At 37.2% G+C, this 26096-nt stretch carries 25 protein-coding genes; 11 read left to right on the top strand and 14 right to left on the bottom strand.

What is annotated here, in order from left to right:
- Positions 1-79 precede the first annotated feature (79 nt).
- Positions 80-1603, top strand: a complete 1524-nt coding sequence (locus ACMAYS_RS01840; protein WP_103217282.1) for an alanine/glycine:cation symporter family protein — start codon at positions 80-82, stop codon at positions 1601-1603.
- Positions 1604-1630: 27 nt separating this feature from the next.
- On the opposite strand, the gene ACMAYS_RS01835 is transcribed toward ACMAYS_RS01840, so the two are convergent.
- Positions 1631-2815, bottom strand: a complete 1185-nt coding sequence (locus ACMAYS_RS01835; protein WP_103217281.1) for an exo-beta-N-acetylmuramidase NamZ domain-containing protein — start codon at positions 2813-2815, stop codon at positions 1631-1633.
- Between the two features lie 123 nt (positions 2816-2938).
- Here ACMAYS_RS01835 and ACMAYS_RS01830 point away from each other — a divergent pair, with 123 nt between their 5' ends.
- Both ACMAYS_RS01830 and ACMAYS_RS01825 read left to right on the top strand, forming a co-directional pair.
- Positions 2939-3736 (top strand): thymidylate synthase, encoded by a 798-nt coding sequence (locus ACMAYS_RS01830; protein ID WP_103217280.1) that lies wholly within the window; start codon positions 2939-2941, stop codon positions 3734-3736.
- Positions 3733-4221, top strand: a complete 489-nt coding sequence (locus ACMAYS_RS01825; RefSeq protein WP_392991877.1) for a dihydrofolate reductase — start codon at positions 3733-3735, stop codon at positions 4219-4221. The genes ACMAYS_RS01830 and ACMAYS_RS01825 overlap by 4 nt, the downstream gene beginning before the upstream one ends.
- Position 4222: 1 nt before the next feature.
- Here ACMAYS_RS01825 and ACMAYS_RS01820 read toward each other — a convergent pair whose 3' ends face one another.
- Together ACMAYS_RS01820 and ACMAYS_RS01815 are read right to left on the bottom strand one after the other, a co-directional pair.
- Positions 4223-5839: a YiiX/YebB-like N1pC/P60 family cysteine hydrolase gene (locus ACMAYS_RS01820; RefSeq protein WP_103217279.1), complete on the bottom strand. Its 1617-nt coding sequence runs from the start codon at positions 5837-5839 to the stop codon at positions 4223-4225.
- Positions 5840-5934: 95 nt separating this feature from the next.
- Positions 5935-6510 (bottom strand): Maf family protein, encoded by a 576-nt coding sequence (locus tag ACMAYS_RS01815; protein ID WP_412462636.1) that lies wholly within the window; start codon positions 6508-6510, stop codon positions 5935-5937.
- Between the two features lie 93 nt (positions 6511-6603).
- On the opposite strand from ACMAYS_RS01815, the gene ACMAYS_RS01810 reads away from it, so the two are divergent.
- From ACMAYS_RS01810 to ACMAYS_RS01800, 3 genes are all read left to right on the top strand, one after another.
- Complete coding sequence (locus tag ACMAYS_RS01810; protein WP_103217277.1) at positions 6604-7458, top strand: class I SAM-dependent methyltransferase; 855 nt, start codon at positions 6604-6606, stop codon at positions 7456-7458.
- Between the two features lie 107 nt (positions 7459-7565).
- Positions 7566-8984 carry a DUF4105 domain-containing protein gene (locus tag ACMAYS_RS01805; protein ID WP_103217276.1) on the top strand — a complete coding sequence of 473 codons (1419 nt, stop codon included), beginning with the start codon at positions 7566-7568 and terminating at the stop codon, positions 8982-8984.
- 10 nt (positions 8985-8994) lie between these two features.
- Positions 8995-9315 (top strand): hypothetical protein, encoded by a 321-nt coding sequence (locus ACMAYS_RS01800; protein WP_103217275.1) that lies wholly within the window; start codon positions 8995-8997, stop codon positions 9313-9315.
- 27 nt (positions 9316-9342) lie between these two features.
- Here the strand turns inward: ACMAYS_RS01800 and ACMAYS_RS01795 are convergent, their stop codons facing one another.
- The 5 genes from ACMAYS_RS01795 to ACMAYS_RS01775 form a co-directional block, all read right to left on the bottom strand.
- Positions 9343-9993 carry a hypothetical protein gene (locus ACMAYS_RS01795; protein ID WP_103217274.1) on the bottom strand — a complete coding sequence of 217 codons (651 nt, stop codon included), beginning with the start codon at positions 9991-9993 and terminating at the stop codon, positions 9343-9345.
- 100 nt (positions 9994-10093) lie between these two features.
- Positions 10094-12463 carry a ribonucleoside-diphosphate reductase subunit alpha gene (locus ACMAYS_RS01790; protein ID WP_103217273.1) on the bottom strand — a complete coding sequence of 790 codons (2370 nt, stop codon included), beginning with the start codon at positions 12461-12463 and terminating at the stop codon, positions 10094-10096.
- Positions 12464-12466: 3 nt separating this feature from the next.
- Positions 12467-13438: a ribonucleotide-diphosphate reductase subunit beta gene (locus ACMAYS_RS01785; RefSeq protein ID WP_233189698.1), complete on the bottom strand. Its 972-nt coding sequence runs from the start codon at positions 13436-13438 to the stop codon at positions 12467-12469.
- Between the two features lie 439 nt (positions 13439-13877).
- A complete protein-coding gene (locus tag ACMAYS_RS01780) occupies positions 13878-14834 on the bottom strand; it encodes a tyrosine-type recombinase/integrase (protein WP_412462635.1) in 957 nt (318 codons plus the stop codon).
- Positions 14835-14934: 100 nt separating this feature from the next.
- Positions 14935-15798 (bottom strand): acyl-CoA desaturase, encoded by an 864-nt coding sequence (locus ACMAYS_RS01775; protein WP_392991886.1) that lies wholly within the window; start codon positions 15796-15798, stop codon positions 14935-14937.
- 150 nt (positions 15799-15948) lie between these two features.
- Here ACMAYS_RS01775 and ACMAYS_RS01770 point away from each other — a divergent pair, with 150 nt between their 5' ends.
- From ACMAYS_RS01770 to ACMAYS_RS01760, 3 genes are all read left to right on the top strand, one after another.
- Positions 15949-17490: an FMN-binding glutamate synthase family protein gene (locus tag ACMAYS_RS01770; protein ID WP_412462634.1), complete on the top strand. Its 1542-nt coding sequence runs from the start codon at positions 15949-15951 to the stop codon at positions 17488-17490.
- Between the two features lie 82 nt (positions 17491-17572).
- On the top strand, positions 17573-18547 hold the full coding sequence (locus ACMAYS_RS01765) for a DUF4423 domain-containing protein (protein ID WP_412462633.1): 975 nt from the start codon (positions 17573-17575) through the stop codon (positions 18545-18547).
- 135 nt (positions 18548-18682) lie between these two features.
- Positions 18683-19156 carry a hypothetical protein gene (locus ACMAYS_RS01760; protein WP_103217268.1) on the top strand — a complete coding sequence of 158 codons (474 nt, stop codon included), beginning with the start codon at positions 18683-18685 and terminating at the stop codon, positions 19154-19156.
- 36 nt (positions 19157-19192) lie between these two features.
- On the opposite strand, the gene ACMAYS_RS01755 is transcribed toward ACMAYS_RS01760, so the two are convergent.
- The 3 genes from ACMAYS_RS01755 to mnmD form a co-directional block, all read right to left on the bottom strand.
- Positions 19193-19756 (bottom strand): HNH endonuclease, encoded by a 564-nt coding sequence (locus ACMAYS_RS01755; protein ID WP_103217267.1) that lies wholly within the window; start codon positions 19754-19756, stop codon positions 19193-19195.
- A gap of 209 nt (positions 19757-19965) precedes the next feature.
- Entirely contained in the window at positions 19966-20910 is a 945-nt protein-coding gene (locus ACMAYS_RS01750; RefSeq protein ID WP_412462632.1) for an NAD(P)H-dependent flavin oxidoreductase, read from the bottom strand.
- Positions 20900-21652 carry a tRNA (5-methylaminomethyl-2-thiouridine)(34)-methyltransferase MnmD gene (gene mnmD / locus ACMAYS_RS01745; RefSeq protein ID WP_412462631.1) on the bottom strand — a complete coding sequence of 251 codons (753 nt, stop codon included), beginning with the start codon at positions 21650-21652 and terminating at the stop codon, positions 20900-20902. The genes ACMAYS_RS01750 and mnmD overlap by 11 nt, the downstream gene beginning before the upstream one ends.
- A 77-nt stretch (positions 21653-21729) precedes the next feature.
- On the opposite strand from mnmD, the gene ACMAYS_RS01740 reads away from it, so the two are divergent.
- On the top strand, positions 21730-22440 hold the full coding sequence (locus tag ACMAYS_RS01740; RefSeq protein ID WP_412462630.1) for a hypothetical protein: 711 nt from the start codon (positions 21730-21732) through the stop codon (positions 22438-22440).
- A 34-nt stretch (positions 22441-22474) separates the two neighbouring features.
- Here the strand turns inward: ACMAYS_RS01740 and ACMAYS_RS01735 are convergent, their stop codons facing one another.
- Positions 22475-24235 carry an acyl-CoA dehydrogenase family protein gene (locus ACMAYS_RS01735; RefSeq protein WP_392991900.1) on the bottom strand — a complete coding sequence of 587 codons (1761 nt, stop codon included), beginning with the start codon at positions 24233-24235 and terminating at the stop codon, positions 22475-22477.
- Positions 24236-24295: 60 nt separating this feature from the next.
- Between ACMAYS_RS01735 and ACMAYS_RS01730 the strand changes: the two genes are divergently transcribed.
- Positions 24296-24904, top strand: a complete 609-nt coding sequence (locus ACMAYS_RS01730; RefSeq protein ID WP_392991902.1) for a tRNA-uridine aminocarboxypropyltransferase — start codon at positions 24296-24298, stop codon at positions 24902-24904.
- Positions 24905-24916: 12 nt separating this feature from the next.
- Here ACMAYS_RS01730 and ACMAYS_RS01725 read toward each other — a convergent pair whose 3' ends face one another.
- Both ACMAYS_RS01725 and trhA read right to left on the bottom strand, forming a co-directional pair.
- A complete protein-coding gene (locus ACMAYS_RS01725) occupies positions 24917-25351 on the bottom strand; it encodes a Dps family protein (protein WP_412462629.1) in 435 nt (144 codons plus the stop codon).
- Between the two features lie 102 nt (positions 25352-25453).
- Positions 25454-26086, bottom strand: coding sequence for a PAQR family membrane homeostasis protein TrhA (trhA, locus tag ACMAYS_RS01720; protein WP_103217259.1), 633 nt, complete (start codon positions 26084-26086; stop codon positions 25454-25456).
- Positions 26087-26096 lie beyond the last annotated feature (10 nt).

Genomic DNA, 26096 nt, shown 5'->3' with positions numbered 1-26096 from the left:
GTTTCTATAAAATTTACTGTGACACAATAAAAAACGCATACGAATTTTGAGAGAGTAAACTAAAACAAAGGATTGTTTAATGATTAAAATCGCAATGTCTCGCACGTTGATGGGGATTATTTTTTCTATCATCACCCTAAGTACCTACGCCCAAGACTATGCTCAAAGCGAGCTTGATCTACAAGATAAAGTGAATAATATATTTGGTGTCATAAATGGAAAATACTATCCATTTCTTTTTTGGAATATTCCAATTATTGATATGCCATTAATCTTGTTCGTCATGGTCTTTGGTGGTGTATTCTTCACGCTAAGACTTGGATTTATTAATATTCGACTTTTTAAGCACGCCATTGATGTAATTCGTGGAAAGTATGATAACCCTGAGGATGAAGGGGATATTACTCACTTCCAAGCGCTAACATCCGCACTTTCAGCAACTGTTGGTCTTGGTAATATTGCAGGTGTTGCTCTTGCCATTGGTAAAGGTGGTCCAGGAGTTGTGCTTTGGCTATGGATTATCGCCTTTTTTGGTATGTCGATGAAATTTGCTTCTTCTACATTTGGGCAGATGTTTAAGCATAAGACTTCAAATGGAGATATGTTAGGTGGGCCAATGGTTTACTTAACTGAAATGTTTAAGAAAACTAAGCTCATTTGGGTAGGGAAGTTCCTAGGTATCTTTTATGCCATAATGACTATTGGAGCATCATTTGGTGGTGGTAACTTATTTCAAGCAAACCAAACTTTCAAAATTATTGCCGACCAGCACCCTGGTACTTCACCGTGGATCGTAGGGATTATCCTTGCATTCTTAGCAGGTGTTGTTCTTATTGGTGGGATCAAAAAAATCGGAACGGTTACTTCAAAGCTAGTTCCAATAATGTGCGCATTCTATGTTTTTACTTGTCTCGCAATTATTCTTTCAAATTATAGTAATATTCCTCATATGTTTTCGATGATCTTTAGAGAGGCAATGACACCTGACGCTGTTTTTGGCGGTGCTTTCGCTGTTATGCTTGTAGGGATTCAAAGAGCATCTTTTTCAAATGAGGCGGGGCTTGGATCAGCTGCCATTGCCCACTCTGCGGCCAAAACAAGTGAGCCTGTTAGAGAAGGTGTTGTTGCGATGATTGGGCCAGTTATTGATACTCATATTGTTTGTACAATTACTGCCCTAACTCTTCTTGTTACCAACGCTCACATTGAACCTAGTGTTGCAGGTAAAGGTGTAGAGATGACGGCATATGCTTTTGCGACTCTTGGTGATTGGGCACCTTATTGTCTATTAATGGCCATTTGTGTTTTTGCTTACTCGACAGTTATCTCTTGGTCTTATTATGGTGAGAGAGCAACTTTATTTCTATTTGAGAAATGGATTGGTTTTAGAAGTGTGAAGTTCTATCGTCTTTGTTACGTATTTATTATTATTTTAGGTCCAGTTCTTGAAATTGGTCACGTACTAGACTTTGCAGACTTAATGCTTCTTTCAATCGCGTTTCCTAATATTATCGGAATGGTTTGTTTCTCAAATCTTCTTAAAGCGAAAGCGGATGATTATATTACACGTTTTAAGTCTGGTCAGATGAAAACTTATAATTAATAAAAAAGGCCTCGAAAGAGGCCATTTTTATTTATAAATTTTTATTGATTCAATTTCTTCTAAGTACTCTTTATGATTTTTAATTTCAAACTCACGAAGTTCACTCATGCTACCTAGACGCTCTACCCAGTCTTTGACAAATTCACTTCCGTTAATAAGATCAATGGCCAGCTTGCCAAACGCATATTCATAGTCTTTAGCATCCCACTGGAATTTGTCTCCTAGGGCGCGCTTAAACTCACGACAAAGATATTGAGAAACTTGCCATGAATTGAATTCTTTTTCATTCGTCACGTGAATGTGAACTCCGCCACATGCATTTCCTGCATGTTTATTAAAAGTCGGCATGAAGTTTACCGGACGTAGAATAAAGCTTCCGTTATCAATTTCATTAAGTGTCTCTTTAAGTGAGTCTACAAAAGAGTAGGCTTCTATTGCTGGGTGGCCAACAACTTCAAGGGAGCGAGTTGTTCCTCGTCCTTCACTTAAGTTTGTTCCTTCATAAAGAACGGTTCCGCAAAATGTAAGTGATCCTTCAGGTGTTGGTAGGTTTGGAGATGGATTAACCCAGGCAAGTCCTGTGTCTTTCCAAAACATTGCTCTTGTTAGCCCTTCAACTTCGATAATATCAAGTTCAACGTTAATACCTAGCTTTTTTTTGGCCAAGAGTGCGTATTCTCCCATTGAAAGTCCATGGCGTTGTGGAATTTCTAGTGCACCTACAAATGACTTATACTCAGTTTCTAATATATTTCCTTCTATCTTTTCAAGTCCCACAGGATTAGGACGATCAAGGATAACGACCTTAATACCGTGCTTTGAACATTCTTCAAGTAGATATGTAACTGTTGTAATATAAGTGTAGACACGTGTTCCAACGTCTTGAAGATCCACAACAAAAGTATCAATACCTTCAAGCATCTCAGAAGTCGGCTTTCTTGTTTCACTATAAAGTGAGTAAACTGGCACACCAAAGAATGGGTGAGTGTAGTGATCAGTCTCAACCATATTATCCTGTACGTCACTAACGAAGCCGTGTTGAGGGCCAAATAATTTTTTGAATCGATCTCCAAAAATTTCCTTGAAAATAATTGGGGCGACCTTGAAGTTTGTATCGACGCTTGCGCTGTGACAAAGTAATGCAATATTTCCTGTAATTTTATTTTGTAAACTTGCGTCATCTCTTAGACGCTCTAATCCTATTTTTATCATAATATATTTCCTTATTTGTAATATTTTATGGGCCTTTTTGACGAGTTGCAAGCTATTAAAATCGTGCTTATTTCGTTATAATTGAGTTTAGAGAAAACACACACAACCTTGGGAGACACACGGATGAGACAATACTTAGATCTTATGAAACACGTGCTTGAAAACGGTCAAAAGAAAGAAGATCGCACAGGTACGGGAACAATTTCAGTTTTTGGTTATCAAGCTCGTTATAATTTAGAAGAAGGATTTCCTTTAGTTACTACTAAGAAATGTCACCTTCGTTCAATCATTCATGAACTTCTTTGGTTTCTAAAAGGTGATACAAATATTGCATATCTTAAAGAAAATAAAGTTCGCATCTGGGATGAATGGGCAGATGAAAACGGTGATCTTGGACCTGTTTATGGATACCAATGGCGTCACTGGAAAACTCCAAATGGAGACGAAGTTGACCAAGTTGCAAATCTTGTAAAAGGTTTACGTGAAAATCCATTTTCTCGTCGTCATATTTTAACTGCATGGAATCCGGCCGATGTTGATAATATGGCACTTCCACCGTGTCACTCATTTATTCAATTCTATGTTTCACCTGATATGAAATTATCTTGTCAGCTTTATCAAAGATCTGCAGATATCTTCTTAGGTGTTCCATTTAATATCGCTTCATACGCATTATTCACAATGATGCTAGCGCAAGTTACAGGTCTTAAGCTTGGTGATTTTGTTCACACAATGGGTGACGCTCACCTTTACTTAAATCACCTGGATCAAGCAAAGCTTCAGCTAACGCGTGAGCCACATCCACTTCCAAAGATGTGGGTAAATCCAGAGATCACATCAATCTTTGAATTTACTTATGAAGACTTCAAGCTTGAAGGCTATGAGGCCCATCCACATATTGCAGGAGAGGTTTCAGTTTGATCCTTTCGTTAATTGTTGGAATAGGGAAGAATCGTGAAATAGGCAAGGGCAATGATCTGCTTTGGCATATTAGCGAGGACCTTAAAAATTTTAAAAAAATAACAAGTGGCAAGCCGATTATTATGGGAAGAAAAACCTATGATTCAATCGGCAGGCCTCTGCCAAAGAGACGCAATATTGTCGTCTCTCGTGATCCTTCTTTAACGATAGAAGGTTGCGAAGTTTTTTCTAATCCACTAGAAGTCTTAGATAATTTAAAAGCTGCAGGAGTAGAAGAGGCCGTGGTTATTGGTGGCTCATTCATTTACGAATATTACCTACCAATGGTTGATAGAATCTATTTAACTGAAGTTGATTTTGAAGGAGAGGCCGATGTGTTCTTTCCTGAGTTTGACCGAAGTGAATTTAGTGTAAGTGATGAGGTATTCTTTGAAAAAACAGAGAATTCCCCAGCTTGGAAATTCTCTGTTTTAAATCGATTGTAATCTATTTAATTAAAGTACTATCTTTCATAAGTTGAGCAAAGTTTCCATTGAGATCCTTTGCTACTTCTTTTCCGTCGTGAATCAGTAGAACTGTTGTAAATGATTTATCATCTCCAACTTTTTCACCAACGTTATCAGGTGAGATTGTATAGCGTCCAGCGGCCTTGGCCACAGGCCACTCCATATCATCAAAAGTGACGTAAGCAAGTTCTGAACAAACAATTCTCTCATCGGTTTCAACATCAAAGTTAAAGTCATAGACCTTACCAACTTGTTTGAAAGCATTGATTAAGTAATCCTGTTTTTGCTCACGAGTTAACTCTCTTTGGTAGCGAACAGCTGCTAGGTCATCAATGTCCATAAAGTGATGAAGAGTATTGTACTGAACACCAGGTCTAAGTGCTTCAATAATGCGCTTTCCTTTATTTTCGATCTCATCGTGGAAAGGGACGACCTCAGGATGATCCCATATTCCTAATTCTTGAAGCTGGGCCTTATTTCCAGTCCAAATGGCAACGTGTCCCCAGTGACCAGGAATGAATTTATCTGTAAGTCTAAATGGTGTCTTTTCTAGTAAAACATCAAGAGGTTGTAGTTGTGCCTCAAGCTCCTGAATTTTTTCTGGAGATGGATCATAAAGCTTTCCACGTCTTGTTTGAACAAGGCCTGCAGTGTTTCCAAAACCTTTTGAAATAACATGGGTGGCATTATTTTTACTCTCTTTAAAGTAGTCGCCAATATAGCGCCAGATCATCGAAATCTTTCTGCCAAGAATTCCTTTTTTAAATTCCTTATTTAATTTATCAAAACTAATAGATGATTGAATGAGAGAATCTAGGTAGTAATTAGCACGGTCTGTTGCAATATTATTTTCAGCATAGAACTTTAGAAGGTTTTGGTATTGTTCTAAGCCTCGTTCAACGCGATTGTAATTGTCATATTTGTTGTAGCTAAATGTAATCTTTGCTAGTTGATTTTTTAATTCAGCATTATCGTAGTTAATGAGGTGGCGAATCTTTTTCATCTCTTGTATTTGTGAAAGTACAATCATGTAATTATCGTACATAACAAGAGCTGTAGCGATAGACATCTTCATGTCATAGATAAGGGCCTTACCTAATTCATCAGTTGGGTTAATTGTAATCTCTTTGTATTTCTGCCAACGATAATTTTCGTGGGCATCTCTTTTTTGATTATGATTCGTTCTTACTTTCTTTTTCTTCTTTAAAATTTCTGATGGACGATCTGTTGTGATAATTACTTCGTTATAGCGATCAACAATCCATTTGGTTTCATCAATTTTTGGCCATACCGAATCTCTAAATCGTTTGTAGGTTTCAGTTCCTTCTTCGTGCATTGTAGTGATTTGACTACTCTTTAAGACTTTCTGTTCTTGTATGTCGATAATGAAATCAATAGCGTTGTGGCGCCAGACTAGAATTTCTTCGATTCTATTTTGATAATTTTCTAATTCTTCATGATCATAATAGGTTTCGACCTCTGGGCCGTAGAGACTTACTGATGATATTTTTCTATTTATGTCTGCATAGTCTTTCGTACAACTCGAAACGAATAAGCTGGTTGCCATAAGAGCAACTATTGCACTCTTTCTCATCATGATAACTCCCTCATATTTATCAATACCAATTATTCATCGGTAACATTGAGGGAGTTATTTAGTCAGATATTTGTTTTACTAGTTTTTTCAGTTATTTATAGAACCTTGATACCGAAATCTTCTAAGATTTTTGAGAGTGATATAAGTGGTAGCCCGATTATTGAAGAGTGATCTGGACATTCGACTTCATCAAAAAGCGCGATTCCAAGTGTTTCAAGTTTATAAGCACCACAGCTCCATAGTGGCTCATCAATTTCGATATAGCGCTTGATCTGTTCATCTGTTAATGGTTTCATCTTCATTTTAGAGACGACAGTCTCAATCACTTGCTTTTCTTTTGAGATGACAGCAATGCTTGTAATGAGCTCATGCGTACTACCCTGTAGGCGCTTTAAGTGATTAAAAGCATTTTCTGGTGTTTTTGGCTTATTAAAAATCTCTCCATTGAAGTTTAGGACTTGGTCTCCACCGATGATAATTGATTCAGGATTAGTTTTGAGAACCTCTTGTGCTTTTTGTAGAGATAATTCACGAGAAACCTCAAGTGGAGTAAGGCCTTGTGTTTTTATGGCCTCTTCATCAATATTTGGTGAAATACATGTGAATTCTAGGCCTAGCTGTTTTAATTGTGCTTGGCGAAACTGTGATGAACTTCCTAATATTAACTGCATAATTTACTCCGAAAACGATTTCTCATAACTTAGCAAATCTATCACGCTTGGGCCATTCATGATATAATAACCCAAACTTTATTGAGGTAATCTATGTCTGATAATAATGAAAATAATAATGTAAATCCTAGCGAGTTTCCATATCTTCATGGTTTTGACCAAACTGAACAGGATCGCTTACGTGCTCAGGCCCGTTTTGCAGAACAAACTGTTTATAAGGATGTAAATCTTTCGAGGGTAAAGGAATTAATTGAGATTGGATGTGGCGTTGGTGCTCAAACGGAAATACTTTTAAGAAGATTTCCTGATATGCACATTACTTGCGTCGACCGCAGTGAACATCAGCTTGCCTCTGCAAAGGAATTTCTCGGGAGCACTCTTAATGGTGCTTTTAAGGATCGTTTTGAACTGCATCAGATGGATGCAACAAATTTAACTTTTGATTCACGTAAGTTTGATGGAGCATTTCTGTGTTGGATTCTTGAGCATGTGCCTGAACCAGCAAAGGTTCTCTCTGAAGCAAGAAGAGTTCTTAGACCTGGCGGGCGTATTTATATTACTGAAGTTATGAATTCTAGTTTTCTTCTTGATCCATATTCTCCAAATACTTGGAAGTATTGGCAGGCCTTTAATGACTATCAATACGATATGGGCGGTGACCCGTTTATTGGTGCTAAACTTGGAAACCTTCTTATGCAACAAGGTTTTAGAAATATTAAGGTGGAATCAAAGACGTGGCACCTTGATAATCGACGTCCCGATAAGAGAAAGGAATTCATCGATTATTGGTGTGAGCTTCTCTTGTCTGCGGCCCCTCAACTTGTAAAAGAAGGACGTGTGGATCAAGAGACAGTTGATGAGATGAGAATTGAGCTAAAGAAAGTCTCTAATGATCCAAACGCGGTTTTCTACTATAGCTTTGTTCAAGCAAGCGCTAACGCGAACTAAAAATTCTATAATTTCATATATTTAATGGCCGTCTAGAGAGTAGACGGCCTCTAACATTCTTTCATTTCTTAACAGAATGGCCTTAATTTAGCGTAATTATAGTAATTATGAAATTACGTCTAACTTCTAAATTATTTACGACACTCATCATGTGCCTAATGATAGTGCCAGCTATTGCTGGAGAACTAGAGTTTCGTAAGTTAAGTGAGGCCCATAGGGATCAATTTCTTTCACTGACAAATTGGAAAAGAAGTATACGTTCGATTCATCATGGGGGCGTAAGAAAGAGGCAAGTTATTTACAAGTCTCTTAATCTAGAATCTGATTTCAAATCACCAGCTAAAGAGTTTTCTTCAGTCTTAGAAAGTTTTTATCTCGATGAAAATTTTAAATGTGAGCGTTTTGCTATTTATGAATTCATGGCCGATGTTACAGGTATAAGGCCCACATCAAGTAAGTGTGATAATCATTTTTCAACATTTATTTTTAATCAAATGGGCCTTGTTGAAATTAGTTTTTATACGAATCGTATAACTAAGATTTCATACCTTATGGCCTCTAATGGAAAGAGTGCAATGAGCCGCTTTGGCCACAGTATGTTCTATGTTTCTGCATGTAAGCTAGATATAGAGAATTGTCCAACAAGAGATCAGGTCGAATTTGTTCTTGGTGTTGCGGCCGATGTTGATGATTTATCTCCTGGTTTTTTCAAAGGTATCTTTGGTGGTTATGCTGCAAAGATTGATTTCATGTCACTTGCCCAAGTTAAACAAAAATATAATTATGAAGAATTTAGAGACCTCTACCAATACGACCTGAATGTAACAGGACGTGATAAGAGACGATTTATCTCTCATGCGCTTAATCTATATAAGAACAAAGATATGGGACGCTACAAGTTCTTTTCTGCAAATTGTGCGACAGAATCATACAAGCTCATAAGAGCAGCTTTTGGCCACACTAAATTGCGCTCAAATATTTCTACTCCAAAGGGTCTTTTAGAAGAATTACAAGAGAGTGGATATGTAAGTACTAAAAAGAGTCGTACTTTAAAAGAGAAATCAAAAAAGGTTTTAGAGAGTCTTGCATTACTTGATGTCAAAAGCTTTGAAGATTATCTCTTACTTGAACCTAGTTTAAGGGCCGCTAAAGCGCAGATGTTTCATCATCGTCATTCTCGTCAAGATTCTAATGATACCTCAGTTTTACATGCATTTGTGTTTCTAGAAACAATGGCCTTTTCGACAGAAAATATGAATTTACTCGAGCTTGCTTCAAAAAATGAAAACGCATCTATTGCCAATGAATTTGAAGCTCTTGCTAGCGAGTATAAGGATTGGTATCGACAGAGCAATTTACTCTTAAGACAAGGAAAGAAACCTAAGGCAAATGATGTCACAAATAGAATTGATCAATTCTATCGTATTCACTTTATGCACAGAGTTGAGCGAATTAAAGAAGTCGCTTTGAATATAAAAACAACGAAAGAATTAATTAAAGATATCAACAAACGAAAACGTTTATAAAGGAGAGTTTATGAAAAATATCGCACTAATCGTTATGACACTTTTAAGTCTAAATGCTCATTCAGATGGTGTTTCTGAGAGAGAGCTTTCAACTATTTTAACAATTTCACCATTTGTTACGACGACTGAATCAATTAATGATGCATTAACAACTGATGAGTTTGAAGAAGCTGGACACATTATTGCAGATGGTGTTGTGACAGAAGAAGAACGTCAAGAGATGTCGATTGAACTTAAAGGAAGGCTAGAAGAGTGTATTGAGTCAGACGGAGCTGAGTTTGAATCTCCAGAAACTGACTGTCTTAAACTTCTTGCAAGCTACGATTACTAATTTAGCTTATACTTTGGGCCCGCTTTTTTAGTTGGCCCAAATATAGCGTCTTACTTTCTTGATTCCTTCTTCTTGGAATCGCTCCATTGCCTTAGAACTATCTTCATTAGTCAGCTCAATCAATGGGTAGTGCTCTTTTGTTTCTTCTTTATTTATTGCATAAGGAGGACCAAAGTCACGAGATCCATCATGATCCATTGTAATCAATAGAATTTTTGTCTCTTCTTGGATTAATCTCTTGATTGTAGGGTAGTACTTCTCTTCTCTCATGCACTTTGGAAGTGCTACATTTGAAGCTCGGTCGTAGAGAAAATCAATTTTACCTAAATCTTCGATCTTGAAGAAATCCTTGTTATGGATTTCGATCTTTCCATCTTTAGAACAATAGACTTGATCATTATTTTTAAATTCAATTTCATTCTCGTTAAAAAACTGTTCAACAGGATCTTTAACGACTTCAACGCCAATTACTTTTGCCCCCTTATTTGCAAGATAGATCATATCTAGTGATTTACCACATAAGGGGATGAGTACAGTTTTTCCATTTAGATCAAGATCGCCGAAGTAATCAATCATGGCCTGATTGTATTCACTCTGATGAAAGCCTGTGAAGCCTTTATCCCATCCCTCTTGCCAAAATTTTGCGTTATCTTGTTTTTGATTTGTTTCAATTTTCATATTATCGCTCTAAATGTAGTGAGGGGCCAAATCCCTTGGCCCCTCTTTCTAGCACTTCGATTCAACCGGAGTTGGATCAAATTTAATTTTAATGTAACTTCTAGCTTCCACACATTTGGCAATCTTCTGGATTGTCGATTGAACAAACCATTGCTGCCGCTTCTTGCTCAAGTTGCTCAGGAGTTTTCTTACCTTCATTCTTTACTGTGAACTGAACAGCGTTAACTGCAGCACGTGAACGTAGGTAGTACATACCTGTCTTAAGCCCTTTCTTCCAAGCGTAAAAGTGCATTGAAGAAAGTTTCCCGAAGTTAGGGTTTTCAAGGTGAATATTAAGTGACTGACCTTGGTCAATATAAGGGCCACGTCCAGCAGACATATCAATAACTGCTTTTTGCTTAACTTCCCAAACAGTTTTGTATAGAGCTTTTAAATCCTCTGGGATTCTTTCAATTGATTGAATTGAACCATTGTTAGCAATGATTTCATTTCTTAAAGTATCATCCCATAGGCCACGATCAATTAGGTCGCGAACTAAGAATTTATTAACAACTGCAAATTCTCCAGAAAGAACACGTCTTACGTAGATATTTGAAGTGATTGGCTCAAAACACTCGTTGTTACCAAGGATTTGTGAAGTTGATGCCGTTGGCATTGGAGCAACTAGAAGAGAGTTTCTTACACCGTGCTTTGCAACTTCTGCTTTTAGTCCATCCCAGTCCCAGTTTCCTGAGTGAGCAGTATGTCCCCACATGTCAAATTGGAATTGACCTTGTGACATTGGAGAACCTTCGTAAGTTGAGTATGGCCCATCAATGATTGCATCATCTTTTGAAGCAGTTACAGCTGCAAAGTAGATTGTCTCAAAGATGTCATTATTAAGCTGAAGTGCAGCTTCAGACTCAAATGGTAGTCTCATCATAAAGAAAGTATCTTGAAGACCTTGAACACCAAGACCGATTGGACGGTGTCTCATGTTAGAATTCTTCGCTTCAATTACTGGGTAGTAGTTGATGTCGATGATTCTGTTAAGGTTCTTCGTCATACGGTAAACAACTTCATAAAGGTGTTTGTGGTCGTATGTTACATTTCCATCTTTGTCAGTCTTAACGAATTTGTTAAGAGCAACTGAAGCAAGGTTACAAACAGCAACTTCATCAGGTGCTGTATATTCAAGAATTTCAGTACAAAGGTTTGACGACTTGATTGTACCTAGGTTCTTTTGGTTTGATTTTTCGTTAGCTGCATCTTTGTAAAGCATGTACGGAGAACCAGTCTCTGTTTGTGATTCAAGTACTGCAAACCAAAGGTCTTGTGCACGGATTGTTTTCTTAGCTTTACCTTCTGCCTCGTAGCGAGTGTAAAGAGCTTCAAATTCTGCACCATAACATTCAGCTAGACCTGGACACTCATGTGGGCAAAATAGTGACCACTGTCCATCTTCTTCAACACGCTTCATGAATAAGTCTGGCGTCCAAAGTGCGTAGAAAAGGTCACGCGCTCTTTGCTCATCCTTACCAGTGTTCTTCTTCATTTCTAGGAATTCGAAGATATCTGCGTGCCATGGCTCAAGGTAAATTGCAAATGAACCTTTACGCTTTCCACCACCTTGATCTACGTAGCGAGCAGTATCATTGAAAACTTTTAGCATTGGAACGATTCCGTTCGACGTACCATTAGTTCCCTTGATGAATGAACCTTTTGCGCGAATATTGTGGATTGATAGACCGATACCACCAGCAGACTGAGAAATCAGTGCAGTTTGCTTAAGAGTGTCGTAGATTCCATCAATTGAATCATCTTTCATTGTTAGTAGGAAACAAGAAGAAAGCTGTGGCTTAGTTGTTCCCGAGTTAAATAGAGTCGGAGTTGCGTGAGTAAAGAACTTCTGGCTCATTAGGTTATATGTTTCAATTGCAGCATCCATGTCATTCATGTGGATACCAACAGAAACTCTAAGTAGCATTTGGCCTGGTCTTTCAACAATTTTACCATCCATTCTAAGAAGGTAAGACTTCTCAAGAGTTTTGAATCCAAAGTAGTCGTAGTTGAAGTCACGCTTATCAACGATTGTCTTATCTAGTAATTCAGCATTTGCCATTACTGTTTCATATAGTTCTTTTGAAACAAGAGGAGCGTGCTCACCAGTTGCCTTGTTAACATAGTGGTACATTTCCTTAACGTTCTCAGAGAAACAACCTTTTGTTTCTTTGTGAAGGTTAGAAACTGCAACACGTCCAGCAAGTACGTTATAGTCTGGGTGCTTTGTTGCAAGGTATGCAGCTGTTTCGGCTGCAAGTCCATCTAGTTCAGTTGTTGTAATACCGTCGTAGATACCTTCGATTACTTTTTGAGTAATCATTGTTGCATCAACATTACCTTCTAGTCCAAAGGCAAGTGTATTGATTCTGTCTGTAATTTTATCGAATTTAATTGGCTCTCTCTCGCCACTTCTTGTCTGTACGTACATTTCTTAAAACTCCGCGTCTAGTGTGAATGTGTTTTCTGATTTTTCAGAAAGAATACCTGGTCTTTGGTATTCAGAAACTCTCTTCTCAAAGAAGTTTGTTTTACCTTCAAGAGAAATTAGCTCCATCCAGTCAAATGGGTTCGCTGCACCATAGTGAGTCTCTAGACCAAATTGTTGCATCCAGAAATCAGCTACAAATTCAATATATTGCTTCATCAGGTCTGCATTCATACCAATTAGAGAAACTGGAATTGCATCAGTGATGAATTCTTTTTCAATTTCAACTGCTTCAGTAAGGATCTCTTTGATCTTTTCTTTGCTACATTGTTCTTCTTTATCAAGTAGTGAGTGTAGAAGAACTGCAAATTCACAGTGTAGACCTTCGTCACGAGAAATAAACTCGTTAGAAGTACATAGACCTGGCATTAGGCCTCTTTTCTTTAGCCAGAAGATTGCACAAAATGAACCAGAGAAGAAGATTCCTTCGATGGCAGCAAATGCAACTAATCTTTCAGCAAATGTATTTTTTGAGTATAACCACTTCATTGCCCAGTCAGCTTTTTTCTTAACTGGCTCAAAGTGATCAACAGCGTGGAAAAGACGATCTTTTTCTTTAGCGTCTTTTACATATGTATCAATTAGTAGAGAGTAAGTTTCAGAGTGAATGTTTTCCATTGCAATTTGAAAACCATAGAAACATCTAGCTTCAGGGTTTTGTACATCATTGTAGAAACGTACAGCTAGGTTTTCATTAACAATCCCATCACTTGCTGCAAAAAATGCAAGTACGTGAGTAATGAAGTGTCTCTCATTGTCATTTAACTTTTCCCAGTCAGTAATATCTTGGGCCAAGTCGATTTCTTCAGCAGTCCAGAAAACTGCCATGTGTCTTTTGTACATTTCCCAGATTGAATTGTATTCGATTGGGAAAAGGACGAATCTATCGTCATTCTGTGCTAGAATTGGTGAAGTCACAAGTTCCTCCTTAACTTTTGCAATAGCGTGTGTGTGCTAAATACATGCAACTTATATTTAGTAAAAAAAATATAAAATCTCTTAAATGTTATTTAATAAGATCGTGTTGTGTTGTTCTTATTCAGTGTATGACTGCCTACTTTCTATTTCAATACACAAGACTCAATAGATATTTCTTTTTTTTTAAGGGCCGCTAATTTTTATACTTGATCAGGTTGATGTGTCTTTCTAGACCCATTAAACAAGGGGTTTCGGCACTTTTTCAAGTCTTATTTTTAGAAAAAAATACTGTCTTAAAAATTCTGTCATCTAATTTTTATTAGCAAGGGGAGTCTTTGACACGATGTGCTTATACCATATATTGTGGCCGTAATATTTTTGACACTACTATATCTTGTTAAAATATACGAACAATGGGGTGCGAAATAAAAAAACTAACTTATTCCCAGTTTAATTTTAGTGTAGGAGATTCTTTAATTTTGTTTCTTCTCTTATCGTATTCACCAGTTGTTTTCACTGATGCGTGACCTACTTCAATTGCAATTGTGTAGATATCGACACCAATTTCTAGGAGCTCTCCGATAAAAGTGGCCCTGGCCGAATGGGGAGTAATTTTAAATCCGATACCTGCTTTAAGAGCATACTTGTCTAAAAGCTCATTAATTGTTCTCGGGTTTATAGGTTTGTTTAAATTTGTTGGATCACTTGGATTTCTAGTTGGTTGAAAAAGCCAGTCATTTTCTGCTGTGTCTCGTTCATTCTCATTCATCCATTCAATATATTCATCAAGGGCCTTTATCGCGATAGGATTCAAAACTTTCTTACCAAGCTTTCCACCTTTTGCACGATATTGAAGAATCTTATTAGCGCCTTGTATTTGATAATCTTTAAAACGTAGATTTAAAATTTCACTCTTTCTAAGTCCCGTTGTAAAGAACGTTGTAAAGAGTGCTAAGTGAAGATACTTGCTCTTTTCATTTTGTCCCATATGATAAAATAGCTCTAAAACCTGTTGCTTGTTAAGGGCATTAGTAGGGGATTTAACTTCACTTCTTGGTCTTCTAACACTTGAGACAGGATTGGCCTTAAGTAGATTTTTCTCGACGAGATACTTAAAGAATGCACTTAAACTCGCAAGCTTTCGATTGATCGTCTTTGGTGTTGAAGGGTTTTGATTATGACCTCCAAATTCAGAGAGGTAATTTCTAAATTTGATGATATGTATACGCTCAATTGAATCGTAGTCATTAAGCTTATAGTAATCACTAATCCAGCATAAGAATTGGTTAATATCATTTAGATAAGATTTTCTTGTATGAGATGAAGTAAAGTTTTCAAAAAACTCTTCATCGAGAATAAAGTCATGACCAATATCTTCTTGCTTTAAATCGAACATATATCAATTTTAGCAAGGTTTTTATCTGGGGTATGGTGGAGGAAAAAAAAGGCACACCATTTCTATTCTGGTGTGCCTTTAACAGGTATATAAGCTTCGTTTAGGCCTGAATTTTGGCTTGAATTAACTCAGGACGTGTCCTCTTAAGATTCCACGTAAGCCCTACGAAGTTTAAAGATCGAATGAGCCACTTTGTTGGATCAAAGTGATACCATTTAATTCCATTTCTGTAGTCAGTTTGAAATGTGTGGTGGAAATTATGATAACCTTCACCATATGTGAAAAGCGCCATAATCCAGCTATCACGTGCTGTTTGTCCTTTATCGTAAGGGCGAGTCCCAACAACGTGACATAGTGAATTGATAAAGAATGTACAATGGTGAACAAAAACAATTCTAGCAACACCGGCCACAAATAGGCCACCTAGCCAAGATCCTACCCATAGGTATCCAATGAGTGCTGGCAGGGCAAAGCTAAAAAGTGCAACGAAGCCAAGATAGAATTTATGTTGAAACATAACCATTGGATCCTTTAGAAGGTCTTTAGAGTACTTGTACTCATTTTGATCTTCTAAAAGTAGAATCCAGCCCATATGAGCGTAGAAAAACCCTTCATTGATATTGTATGGATCCAGTTCGGTATCTACTTTTCCATGGTGAACTCTGTGGTCATTACACCATTTAAGTGCAGAGTTTTGTACTGCCGCAGCTCCAAATATCAGTAGTAAAAGTCTTACTGGCCAACTCGCTTGGTAGGACCTGTGAGCAAATAGTCGGTGATATCCGGCCGTTATTCCTAGTCCTGTTGCGATATAGAAAATTAACGATAACGCTAAAATTCTCCAATCAAAACCATCAATTTTAAGCCATGCAATTGTTCCTGCAATAGCAATTAGTGGTGTGATTAAAAGAAAGAGTGTATTTGTTTTATTTAGATTTTTTAATGAATAAGTCTTTTTGCACATAGGTGTCTCTCGTGTTTGTGTTTAACTAATCTTAACAATTCACGAGCAATTTCATTGTAAAACAAATGTAAATGTTGACGATAAGTAAGTCATAAATAGTAAAAAACTGACAAATTAAAACATAATTTGTTCACTACGAATGAGGTATCTATGGCCTATCTTGGTCGCGGGGTTAGTCCACGTAAATTATTTTGGTTGTTTTTTCTTATTACAAACGTGGCAACGATATTTGCTGGGGTCTTTTTTAATGAGTTCTTCTACTATCAGTACTTAATCTTAGTCCCAATCTATTTACTGGGTTTTTACGATTTAGTGCAAAGTGAGCATACACTAAAGAGCAACTATCCTGTTGTTGGACGCTTTCGTTATGTTATGGAAGATTTAAGGCCTAAGATCTATCAATACTTTATTGAATCAGATGAAGATGGAACACCCATCCCACGAACAACTAGAAACGTTATCTATCAAAGAGCAAAGCTAGCACTTAGTACAAAACCTTTTGGAACTCAAAAAGACGTTTATGAAACAGGTTATGAATGGATCAATCATTCAATGTATCCTAAAGAATTTTATGAAGTCCAAAAAGATCTCAGAGTCATGGTTGGGAGCAAGCATTGTGATCAGAAATACAATCTTTCAATATTCAATATTTCTGCAATGAGCTTTGGTTCTCTAAGTTCGCGTGCAGTTGAAGCATTAAACCTTGGTGCTAAGCTTAATAACTTTGCTCACAATACAGGAGAAGGTGGAATTAGTGACTATCATCTAAAGGGTGGAGGTGATCTAATTTGGCAAATTGGAACAGGCTACTTCGGGGCACGAACTCCAGAAGGTGGCTTTTGTGATAAGAGCTTTAAAGAGAAGGCCACATTGGATCAGGTGAAGATGATTGAGTTAAAACTTTCTCAAGGTGCAAAGCCTGGGCATGGGGGGATTTTGCCGGCCAGAAAGAATACTGCTGAAATTGCACGTATTCGTGGAGTTAAACAGGGCACTGAGGTTGACTCACCTCCATCTCACAAAGAGTTTAGAGATGCGACAGAGATGGTTGCTTTCATTCAACGCTTAAGGGAGTTAAGTGGAGGCAAGCCAGTAGGTATTAAATTATGTTTTGGGCGTAGAGACGAGTTTGTCGAAATGGTTGAGGCCTTTAAAGAGCTTGGAAACTATCCTGATTATATAGCAGTTGATGGTGCCGAGGGAGGAACAGGTGCTGCCCCTTTAGAGTTTTCTGACTCAATTGGAACACCTTTAATTGAAGGCCTAACAGCTGTCGTTAATATTTTAACTGAATACGGCCTAAAGGATGAAATCAAAGTCATTGCCGCTGGAAAGATTTTTACAGCTTTTGACATTGTAAAGGCCATCGCACTTGGTGCTGATGCATGTTATGGCGCGCGCTCAATGATGCTTGCAATTGGCTGCATTCAAGCTCTTACTTGTAATTCAAATAAGTGTCCAGTTGGTATCACAACGCAAAACCCTGATCTCGTTAAAGGTCTTAATGTGGATCAAAAAGGTAAGCGTGTTGCAAACTTTCATCACGCCACTTTAGAAGCGGTAAGAGAAATTGTTGCAGCGGCCGGCTATGAAAATGTTAAGGATCTAAAGCGTAAGGATATCTTTAAACGCGATAGTAATCACGGTGTAAACTCTTACGAAGATATTTATCCTTCATATAAGACGTTATAAAGGAAATGCTAGAGCTTAGGCCCTAGCATTTTTTTATCCAATATTTCACTTAAATATGAATGAAATTTGTCGATAAGAGATTATGAGTATTACGACAGATTTTGATTTTGATGAATTATCACAACAGTTAATAAGATCAATTCGTGGTGACAAAAGCCAAGAATGGGTTAATCAGAAATTAGGCGCCAGCTCTAATATTGTCCATCGTTGGGAAAAAGGTCATTCAAAGACTTCATGGGAAGACTTTTTATCTTTGTGTGACATATTTAAGATTGATCTTAAAAATATTCTTTTGTCCTATTTACGTTATCAAGATACCTTACAAGAGCCATCTAAATTACTTGATTTTATTTTTAGTAATAAATCCTTAAATGACATCTCTAGCTCATGTGGCATTACTACATCAAAATTAAGACGTTTAAAAAGTGGCGAGACAGGACTGTGTTTAAATGATTTCTTACAAATCGTATTTGGACTTGATGAGATGGAATCGATGGCCCTTGTCTTCGAATTAACTTCACAGAAGTCAATTCCACTCCTCGATAATTATAATAAGATGCGCCTTGAGATTACTAAGCACTATTTTGATAACCCAAATATTGGAGTTGTTCTTATTTGTTTGGATTTACCTGCATATAAAAAACTTAGCTTTCATCAGGATTCGTTTCTAGCAAAGGCCACAGGCCTTAGTATAAAAGAAGTTAATGATATTCTAGTTATTTGTGAAAATAATAAATTGATTGAAAAAGTCGATGGAATCTATCGTGCTGGAAAAATTAAAATTAGTGATCGAGGTAGCCGTCAGCAAATGAATGATATTCGTAAGTTCTGGCTTGAAAAGGCCATCGCAAATATAAAGGATAAGTCAGAAAAAGATGCTTACGGTTCTATGGTTTTTAATGCAAGCCAATCTGCAAGACAACAAATCATTGCTCTTTACTTGAGATTTTTTGAAGATTTTAAAAAGATAGTTTCTGAAGATACTGATGAAGATGTTGTTACTTTAGTGCTCAATTTCAATCTATTTAATCCTGGTAGTGATGATATAAATGACTGATTTTATTTAATTGTGTCTAAATTTGTTACTCGTGTGACAAAATCGGGGAGAGTTTTTCCAACTTTCATATCCTGAATATATTCTATTCATTTCAAAATTTATAACCTATCTTTAAATTTTCATTAGGGAGTTTTTATGAATAGAATAATTTTGACGCTACTTTTATCATTTATTTTTATTAGTTCGAATGCAAGTGCCAAGTCTACGGCAAGATTTCAATTTGACTTTGAAATTACAAATATGCTGACAAATGAAATTGTTATTTCAGCTGAATGTGAAGTTACACAAGTTCTTGAATGGAACAATAGTTTGAATGTTTTCAATTGCAATGTTGGAGAAGGTGATAACTTTCTTATTAAGAATGTTTCTCATGATCTTGGCTACGACTATACAAGATCATCTGCGTATACAAATTATTACTTAAGTGGATCTGGTGGACTTGTAACTCAACTTTTTAAATATTCAAAACTTGATTATGCGATTACAAACGCTGGTATGATCGATGTGTACTATAAGGGCCGTAGGCCTTCAATTTCCTCAGTAGAGACAATGGTCGAAACTGAAGAGGACGTCTTTTTATTTTCAGTAACTAAAATCGAATATCTATAATTGAAAAGGGAGCCTGCGCTCCCTTCTTTCATTTGATTATGCTGCTAATTCAAATTGCATTTTTTCTTTTGTAAGGCCCGTTAGCTTGTCAAAGTCATAAGTATACCTTTCTCTTAATAACTTATTCTCCTTAATAGTATTTACGAGCGCCATTAAGTGGTGTCCTTTGCGATAGTCGACTTCTTCTTTATTCGACTTTTCACGGTTACAACTTGGACAAAGAACCTGAAGGTTATCAATCATAAACTCTAAGTGTGGGTGAATCGATTTAGGTTTTATATGATCAATGTGCATATTGTCGTGCTCGATTCCACACTTTAGACACTTCGTGCCTTGGATACGAAAGACTTGCTTACGTAGATACTTCCAGTTTTTTTCATTCCCAAATGCTACTTGGGACTTTCTTGTGTGAATAAATTTTGCAATCTCCATCTGTGTTCTAAATTCAGCTTGCTGCGCTTGCGCTAGACCAAATTTTGGTCTGATAACAAAAACAAATAGCGATAACATCAACGAGAGTGAGCCAATATACCATACTAGTGTCATGGCCAATTCACGATAGAAACCAAACGATAATCCATTCATCGCGATTGCATTCATTGCGTTTTCCTCCGTCAAAATGTCTGTGTAATGTGCGTGTGTTGTGTGTGCCTAGTGTTAGGACTTTTTTTCACCTCCTTGCTTTATATAAAGCAAGGGCCATGCCAAAAAACATAACAATATTAGATGGTTATTATCTAAAAAAAAGATTGAACAGGTGACACAAAGTAACTGTTAAAAATAGTCAGGATCAGAGCGGCGCCACAAAATTATGAAAAAACTGTGATAAGTTTTTTCATAACTTCACTAACACTTGGAAGATCGTCAATGGCCCCCGAGGCCTGGCCAACTTCTAATTCACCTTCATCAATATCGCCATCAAGCATTCCAAGCTTGGCGCGGCCTTTTCCTAAATGTTCAACGAGCTTTTCAACTGATGCACATTCGAGTTCTAGTTTAAGTGACTCCATGGCAAATTTATTTTTTAAAAGTCTTACGGGAACGTATGGTTTCATCTGAAGGCGAGTGTCTCCAGGGCCTGCTTTTAAAATAAGATCTTTATAATTTTGGTGGGCGCTACTTTCTTTGGTCATAAGAAAGCGAGTTCCAAGTTGGACACCGCTTGCTCCAAGACAAAGGCCTGCGGCAATTGTGCGTTCATCAAAGATGCCACCGGCCGCAATAACAGGAATATTAACTGTGTCACAAACTTGTGGGATAAGACACATTGTTGTAATTTCGTCTCGTCCATTGTGGCCACCGGCCTCAAAGCCTTCTGCGACAACTGCATCAACGCCCGCATCTTCACATTTTTTTGCAAGGGCAGGACTTGAAGTGACATGGACAACTGTACATCCCTGATCTTTTAAAAACTTTGTATATTTCTTAGGTGAGCCTGCTGATGTAAAAAAGATTTTAATGCCTTCATCAAGACAAGTTTGGATTTGTTCCTCTGCAAGACGATAGAGAAGAGGGACATTGACTCCAATATGCTTACCATCATCTAAAAGTGATTTAGCTTTTCTTAAATGCTCCCTTAAAAGATCCGGTTTCATTGAACCTGCACCAATAAGGCCTAAGCCTCCGGCATTGCTTACTGCTGCCGCTAATTTTGAGCCAGAGACCCAAACCATCCCACCTTGAATGATAGGGTATTCAATGTTGAAGAGCTTACAAATCACATTATCTTTTAAGTTAAACATATCAAATTTCATTTAAATCCTTATCTGAAAAAGGGGGAGTCTTTGATCGACTGAGCTCTCCCTCTAATTTCTCGTCTTTGAATAGGCCGTCAGTAAAAGCACGAGTGGCCGTTCGTTTATTGCCAAAACCTTTCATATTGGTAACGTGAAAATCTGCTTCGAGCATGGCCTTTCTAATTTTGACTGATGCGCTATACGTTGTCATTACGGAATTATTATTACATAAGCTACGCAGATTCCTGAACCATTCTTTTGTCCATAAAGAAGGATTTTTTGTAGGCGAAAAAGCATCTTGAAAAATACAATCCACTTTAATTTCTTCTAGAATAAGTTTCTTTATAGTTTCTCTGGCATCACCAATTAGAATTTCAACTTCAAATTTATCGTCTATATTAAACTTGATTTTATCATTTGAAATTTCGCCATTTGAAAAACCATGTTGTCGACAAACCCATTGAGCTAGTTCAGGGTCAATTTCTGTTGAGATAAATTTGATTTTATTTTGACAGTTTTTTGCTTCATTGAATGTTGCAAGAACTCCTAGGCCTACCCCAAGGCCAATCTCTAAAATTGTTATAGGTGAGTTGTTTACTCGGTCAATGACGCTGCAGCCATAGACGTAGTTATGAAGGGTCTCTTCATAGGCACCAGCAGTTGAATGACAATTCTCATCGTAGAGGCCACTGTGTAGTGTTAGATGTCCATCAGCGGTTTCTACTGCTTGGTATTCGCCTAATTTTGTTTTGAATTTCATAGGTAAAATTTAACACTTGAGCTATTTCACGGCCATGGAAATTTAAGTTTAGTTAACCGAATCCGAATAGTTAGTTGATGAATACGGTTTTAAAATCTAAATTCTTTCATATTTTATTGGCCATCACCGGCACATTTGTGATGTCGTCATGTGGTGAGTACGGTGGTGGTCCTGCACCTATTTCTAGTTCTCAAGTTGGTAGTATAGTTGAAGTTCAGCCGTCTTTAGATGAACTTTCTTTATCTAATGCTCGCTCTGCTTGTTCTCGTTTAAGAGCAATGCGTATGAATTTAGCAAGTACTGATGATATCGAGACTGTTAAGTTTGAAGTTAGAAAAGGTTCTTGTAGTGCTAACCCGAGTGTTAGAAATGTAAGGGCAAGTATTGATGCTGTTTATAATAATAAAATAAGCCTACAAGTTGTATCTGGTGCCTTCGATGTACCTGGTGAGCTCTTAGAGACTCAAGTGCAAACAGATGAAGATGGATTTATGCAATTATTTTGTCAGGCCTTCTTCAATAATGGAAATCCTAATCAAGTTTACGCAAATTTTGCAGGAATTGGAATTGTTTATTCATTTCCAAATTCAAATATCTTTGTAAGAAGTATCGTTACTGATCGATCTGCAAACGAAAAGGTCTTGTCGCAAAAGTATACTTATACAATTGAAGCCAATTCAGCTGCTTCTCGAAATGCAATGATCGAAAAAATTGAATATGAAACACAATGCTCAAATAACAATGTTAAGTATGATTATCAAAATATTGAAGAATATAATTTAAAATAAGAAGCCTCTCACTTTTAATAAGAGGCTTCATTCATTATCTTAAATCCCAATCATTATAAATTGCTGTTAGTCTTGGTGTAACAAGTCTTAAGTAGCGAGAGAATAAATCATATCTCTGTTTATCGATTGAAGCGTGATTTGCAAGAACTCTTAATGTTTCAAGATATGAAAGTCCTTGGCAGATCGTTTCAGCGTGGATCATTAGTTTGTCGACATTTTCTTCATTCATCCATGCCTTTGGGTTTGCAAGATCTGAAAGGCTATCTGGCTTGAGACATTTGATGATTAATTTCACAAGACTTTTCTTAAAAGTATATTGTGTTGAAGTAAGCTCTTTTTGTTCTTTGCTTTCCGCACTAACCCAACTAAATGCAGGGTGCTTAATAAAGAGATTCTTAAAGTATTTGTCAGGGTTCTTTGCAATATATTTAATCATGTCTTTAAGGGCCATGAGCGCTTGAATTTGACTTGTTCCTTCGTATAGAAGTGGACCAAACGAATCACGGTGATAGCGACTCATAGGATACTCTTCCATAAATCCATAACCACCAAGAACTTGAATGGCCTTAGTTGAGAGGTATGTATAAGCTTCACATGAATAGTACTTAACAAGAGGAGTGCGTTTTCTTGTCCAAATTGAAGCATTCTTAAATTGAGCTTCTTCTTCGCTTGTAAGCTCTCCTGTTATTTTCTTTTTTAGATCTAACTTTTGAAAAATATCATATGAAGAAATCGTATCAACAAGTAGTGCTCTAATTGCATCTCTTTCAGTTTCAAAGTCTTCAAGATTTCTTTTCATAAGTGGTAGTTCTGAAATCGGCTTATCAAATTGCATACGCTCATCAGCATATTTTCTAGCATAGCCAATACAGCCTTCAATTCCACCAAGTGCCTGCATACCTACAGCGATACGTGCTTCATTCATGAGGTGAAGCATATACTTGAATCCTTGGCCTTCTTCACCAATTAGGCGAGCAATAGAATTTTCATAAACGATTTCACAAGTAAATGATCCATGCATTCCCATCTTATGTTCGTTTTTGGCAACGATAAAATTAGGGCCTTCAACACCTGGCTCATCTTGCTCACATAGAAAGAGTGATAAACCTGAAAGTCCTTCTGGTGCACCTTTTACTCTGGCCAATACAAAGCCAATACCGCCACCACCATTAGTGATAAATATCTTCGAACCATTTAGCTTATATGTGCCATCTCCAACTGGAGTTGCGGAAGTTTTAATCATACCAAGATCTGAACCACAGCCAGGTTCTGTTAAATTCATTGATCCTGAAAGTTCTCCTGAGATAATTTTAGGAACAATTCTTTGTGCTGTTTCGTGGTCACAAAAACGGTGAACCATATCTGCGATTGAAGTAAAGAAAGCAAGCTGTGTACATTGAGAGTTACACGCTCGTGATAGTTGTTCTAGTAAAACCATTAGTGCAACAGCAGGAAGTCCCATTCCTCCAAAATCAGTAGGAAGACTTACTCCAAATGCTCCCAGCTCAGTTGCCTCTTGATAGAATGCATTTAATTCTGGGCCAGGAATCGTTCTACCATCTTTAACTTCTCCAGCACCATTTTGATCAATGGCCTCTGCTCTGGCATAGACTGCATCAGCTGCCCAGCTACCTGTTTGAGTAAGAAGCTCTTCCATAAAGCTTAGGATTTCTTCTTCATTATTAAAGCCGTCTTCAGTAGGGAAGTTAGGATAGTACATTGGAATAATAGTTTTCCAATCAATTGCGTTTCTAAGCATCCACTTCCATTCACTTTCATCACTAAAATAATTCATTTTTTACCTTTCCTTTATTTTAAAATCGAATAAATGCACTAATTATGATAAATCAAACCTATGTCAAAGTCACGCCGAGATACAAGAGATTCCCGCTGTCCAAATTGTCGCATCAATACTCATTGGTGCTTTTGTGACGTGCTTAAACCGTTTGCTAACCAAACTAAAGTCATCATCCCTATGCATTATACTGAGAGATGGCTGACGAGTAATACGGCCTATTTCGCGACCAAGGTACTTAAGAAATGTGAAATTTTCGAAAGAGGAAATGTTCATGAGCCTTTTGGGCCCCAGCTTTTCGACTTTGATACATTTGATTATATCTATCTTTTTCCAACACAAGACTCACTTCCTTTGCAGGATTATAAGGCCGAAGAAGGTAAGCAGACTTGTCTTGTTGTGCCTGACGGTTCTTGGTCAAAGGCCAAGAAATTTCACAAGCGTGAAGAAGTGCTTGGGCGTATGCCTAAATATCACTTAATCGATGTGGGACACAGTATCTACGAATTAAGAAAGTCTCCTGGTGAGAATTTTCTGTGTACATATGAGGCCATTGCACACGCTCTAGAGGTTCTAGAGGGATCTGCGGTTAAGGATCATATGATTGAAGCTTTTAAGGTGATAGTGGAAAGAATAAAAAAAAGCCGAAAGGGTGACTTTCGGCTTTAAATGATATTTTGACTATTCTAGCATTGCTCTTAATTGCCAATTTTCTTTTTCTAGCCAAGCAACTTTTTCGTCTGCATAAGCGACTGTTGTAGCATCGTTTTCATCATCAGCTGTTGCCGATAACTCTTTGAAGGCTTCTAGGAAGTATTGATTGTCTTTTAGTATTAGCTCTAGTGCTTGCGTACTTGTAAAAGATGACTCATTCGTCTCTTTTATGCGGCTTATTTCGAGTGCGCCTGACATCGTTAAAACAGGTTTCTGATGAAGTTGTAATTGTCTTTCTGCAAGGTCATCAAAAACGATCGCAAATTCGTTGTATAGAGCTTCAGTTAGCGCGTGAATTGGTTGAAACATCATTCCTGTTACATTCCAGTGAATGTTGTGAAGTTTCATAAAGTATACTTGTGCATCAGCTTGAATTAGTTTTAATTGGTTAATCGTGTTCATACGTTCTCCTTTATTTTCTAAAGTATAACAATAATAATTATACGAATCCAATAAAGAATCTATGTCAGCTCATAGTAAAAATCTATTGAAGTTTATGAAAGATTAGACGTATGCATACACTGCGTAAAAGTGAGAAGTAGTGCCTAAAAGGACACAAATATGCCAAATTGCATGACCCAAGTATAGACTTTCACGCAGGTAGAAGAGAACTCCTGTCATATAGCAGGCGCCACCAATGACAATCCATTTGAGGCAATCAAAGCTTAGATTTGCGATCATTTCTGTGCGAATAGCAAGAACCATCCAACCCATAATCAGACACAGAATTATCGTAAGAACTTCAGAACGATTAAAGGCAAAAAGCTTAATCAGAATCCCAATAAAGGCCAAGGCCCAAATATTGATCATCATCCACATTCCTGTTTCACCTTTAATGGCCAGCATAAGAAATGGCGTATATGAGCCGGCAATCAAAAGATAGATGCCAATATGATCCATTTTACGAAAAATATTCTTAAGCTTCTTATGGGCCGTCCCATGATAGAGAGTGGACATTGTATAAAGGAAAGTGATTGAAAGTCCAAATACAGTATAGGCGAAAGTGTGAATGCCAGACTTGGCCTTCAAAACCATCATAATTGTTCCAACTATTCCTAGGATAATACCCAAGCTGTGTGTTGTTGAGTTGATGATTTCTTCAAACTTAGAATAGAGTTCGCCGTTACGTTCGTGCATATTGAAATTA

It is taken from the genome of Halobacteriovorax sp. RT-2-6 (assembly GCF_047085025.1).
Classification (GTDB): Bacteria; Bdellovibrionota; Bacteriovoracia; order Bacteriovoracales; family Bacteriovoracaceae; genus Halobacteriovorax_A.
The sequence above is the reverse complement of the archived record's forward strand: the minus strand, read 5'-3'. Positions and strand labels throughout refer to the sequence as shown.

What these genes read in the sequence shown, in the direction of transcription:
- ACMAYS_RS01730 (WP_392991902.1), top strand. Translation starts at nt 24,296, where the DNA reads ATGTCAAAGTCACGCCGAGATACAAGAGATTCCCGCTGTCCAAATTGT.
- ACMAYS_RS01835 (WP_103217281.1), bottom strand. Translation starts at nt 2,815, where the DNA reads ATGATAAAAATAGGATTAGAGCGTCTAAGAGATGACGCAAGTTTACAA.
- ACMAYS_RS01790 (WP_103217273.1), bottom strand. Translation starts at nt 12,463, where the DNA reads ATGTACGTACAGACAAGAAGTGGCGAGAGAGAGCCAATTAAATTCGAT.
- ACMAYS_RS01815 (WP_412462636.1), bottom strand. Translation starts at nt 6,510, where the DNA reads ATGCAGTTAATATTAGGAAGTTCATCACAGTTTCGCCAAGCACAATTA.
- ACMAYS_RS01775 (WP_392991886.1), bottom strand. Translation starts at nt 15,798, where the DNA reads ATGTGCAAAAAGACTTATTCATTAAAAAATCTAAATAAAACAAATACA.
- ACMAYS_RS01840 (WP_103217282.1), top strand. Translation starts at nt 80, where the DNA reads ATGATTAAAATCGCAATGTCTCGCACGTTGATGGGGATTATTTTTTCT.
- mnmD (WP_412462631.1), bottom strand. Translation starts at nt 21,652, where the DNA reads ATGAAATTCAAAACAAAATTAGGCGAATACCAAGCAGTAGAAACCGCT.
- ACMAYS_RS01820 (WP_103217279.1), bottom strand. Translation starts at nt 5,839, where the DNA reads ATGATGAGAAAGAGTGCAATAGTTGCTCTTATGGCAACCAGCTTATTC.
- ACMAYS_RS01800 (WP_103217275.1), top strand. Translation starts at nt 8,995, where the DNA reads ATGAAAAATATCGCACTAATCGTTATGACACTTTTAAGTCTAAATGCT.
- ACMAYS_RS01810 (WP_103217277.1), top strand. Translation starts at nt 6,604, where the DNA reads ATGTCTGATAATAATGAAAATAATAATGTAAATCCTAGCGAGTTTCCA.
- ACMAYS_RS01780 (WP_412462635.1), bottom strand. Translation starts at nt 14,834, where the DNA reads ATGTTCGATTTAAAGCAAGAAGATATTGGTCATGACTTTATTCTCGAT.
- ACMAYS_RS01765 (WP_412462633.1), top strand. Translation starts at nt 17,573, where the DNA reads ATGAGTATTACGACAGATTTTGATTTTGATGAATTATCACAACAGTTA.
- ACMAYS_RS01760 (WP_103217268.1), top strand. Translation starts at nt 18,683, where the DNA reads ATGAATAGAATAATTTTGACGCTACTTTTATCATTTATTTTTATTAGT.
- trhA (WP_103217259.1), bottom strand. Translation starts at nt 26,086, where the DNA reads ATGCACGAACGTAACGGCGAACTCTATTCTAAGTTTGAAGAAATCATC.
- ACMAYS_RS01830 (WP_103217280.1), top strand. Translation starts at nt 2,939, where the DNA reads ATGAGACAATACTTAGATCTTATGAAACACGTGCTTGAAAACGGTCAA.
- ACMAYS_RS01770 (WP_412462634.1), top strand. Translation starts at nt 15,949, where the DNA reads ATGGCCTATCTTGGTCGCGGGGTTAGTCCACGTAAATTATTTTGGTTG.
- ACMAYS_RS01795 (WP_103217274.1), bottom strand. Translation starts at nt 9,993, where the DNA reads ATGAAAATTGAAACAAATCAAAAACAAGATAACGCAAAATTTTGGCAA.
- ACMAYS_RS01740 (WP_412462630.1), top strand. Translation starts at nt 21,730, where the DNA reads ATGAATACGGTTTTAAAATCTAAATTCTTTCATATTTTATTGGCCATC.
- ACMAYS_RS01725 (WP_412462629.1), bottom strand. Translation starts at nt 25,351, where the DNA reads ATGAACACGATTAACCAATTAAAACTAATTCAAGCTGATGCACAAGTA.
- ACMAYS_RS01805 (WP_103217276.1), top strand. Translation starts at nt 7,566, where the DNA reads ATGAAATTACGTCTAACTTCTAAATTATTTACGACACTCATCATGTGC.
- ACMAYS_RS01735 (WP_392991900.1), bottom strand. Translation starts at nt 24,235, where the DNA reads ATGAATTATTTTAGTGATGAAAGTGAATGGAAGTGGATGCTTAGAAAC.
- ACMAYS_RS01755 (WP_103217267.1), bottom strand. Translation starts at nt 19,756, where the DNA reads ATGAATGCAATCGCGATGAATGGATTATCGTTTGGTTTCTATCGTGAA.
- ACMAYS_RS01750 (WP_412462632.1), bottom strand. Translation starts at nt 20,910, where the DNA reads ATGAAATTTGATATGTTTAACTTAAAAGATAATGTGATTTGTAAGCTC.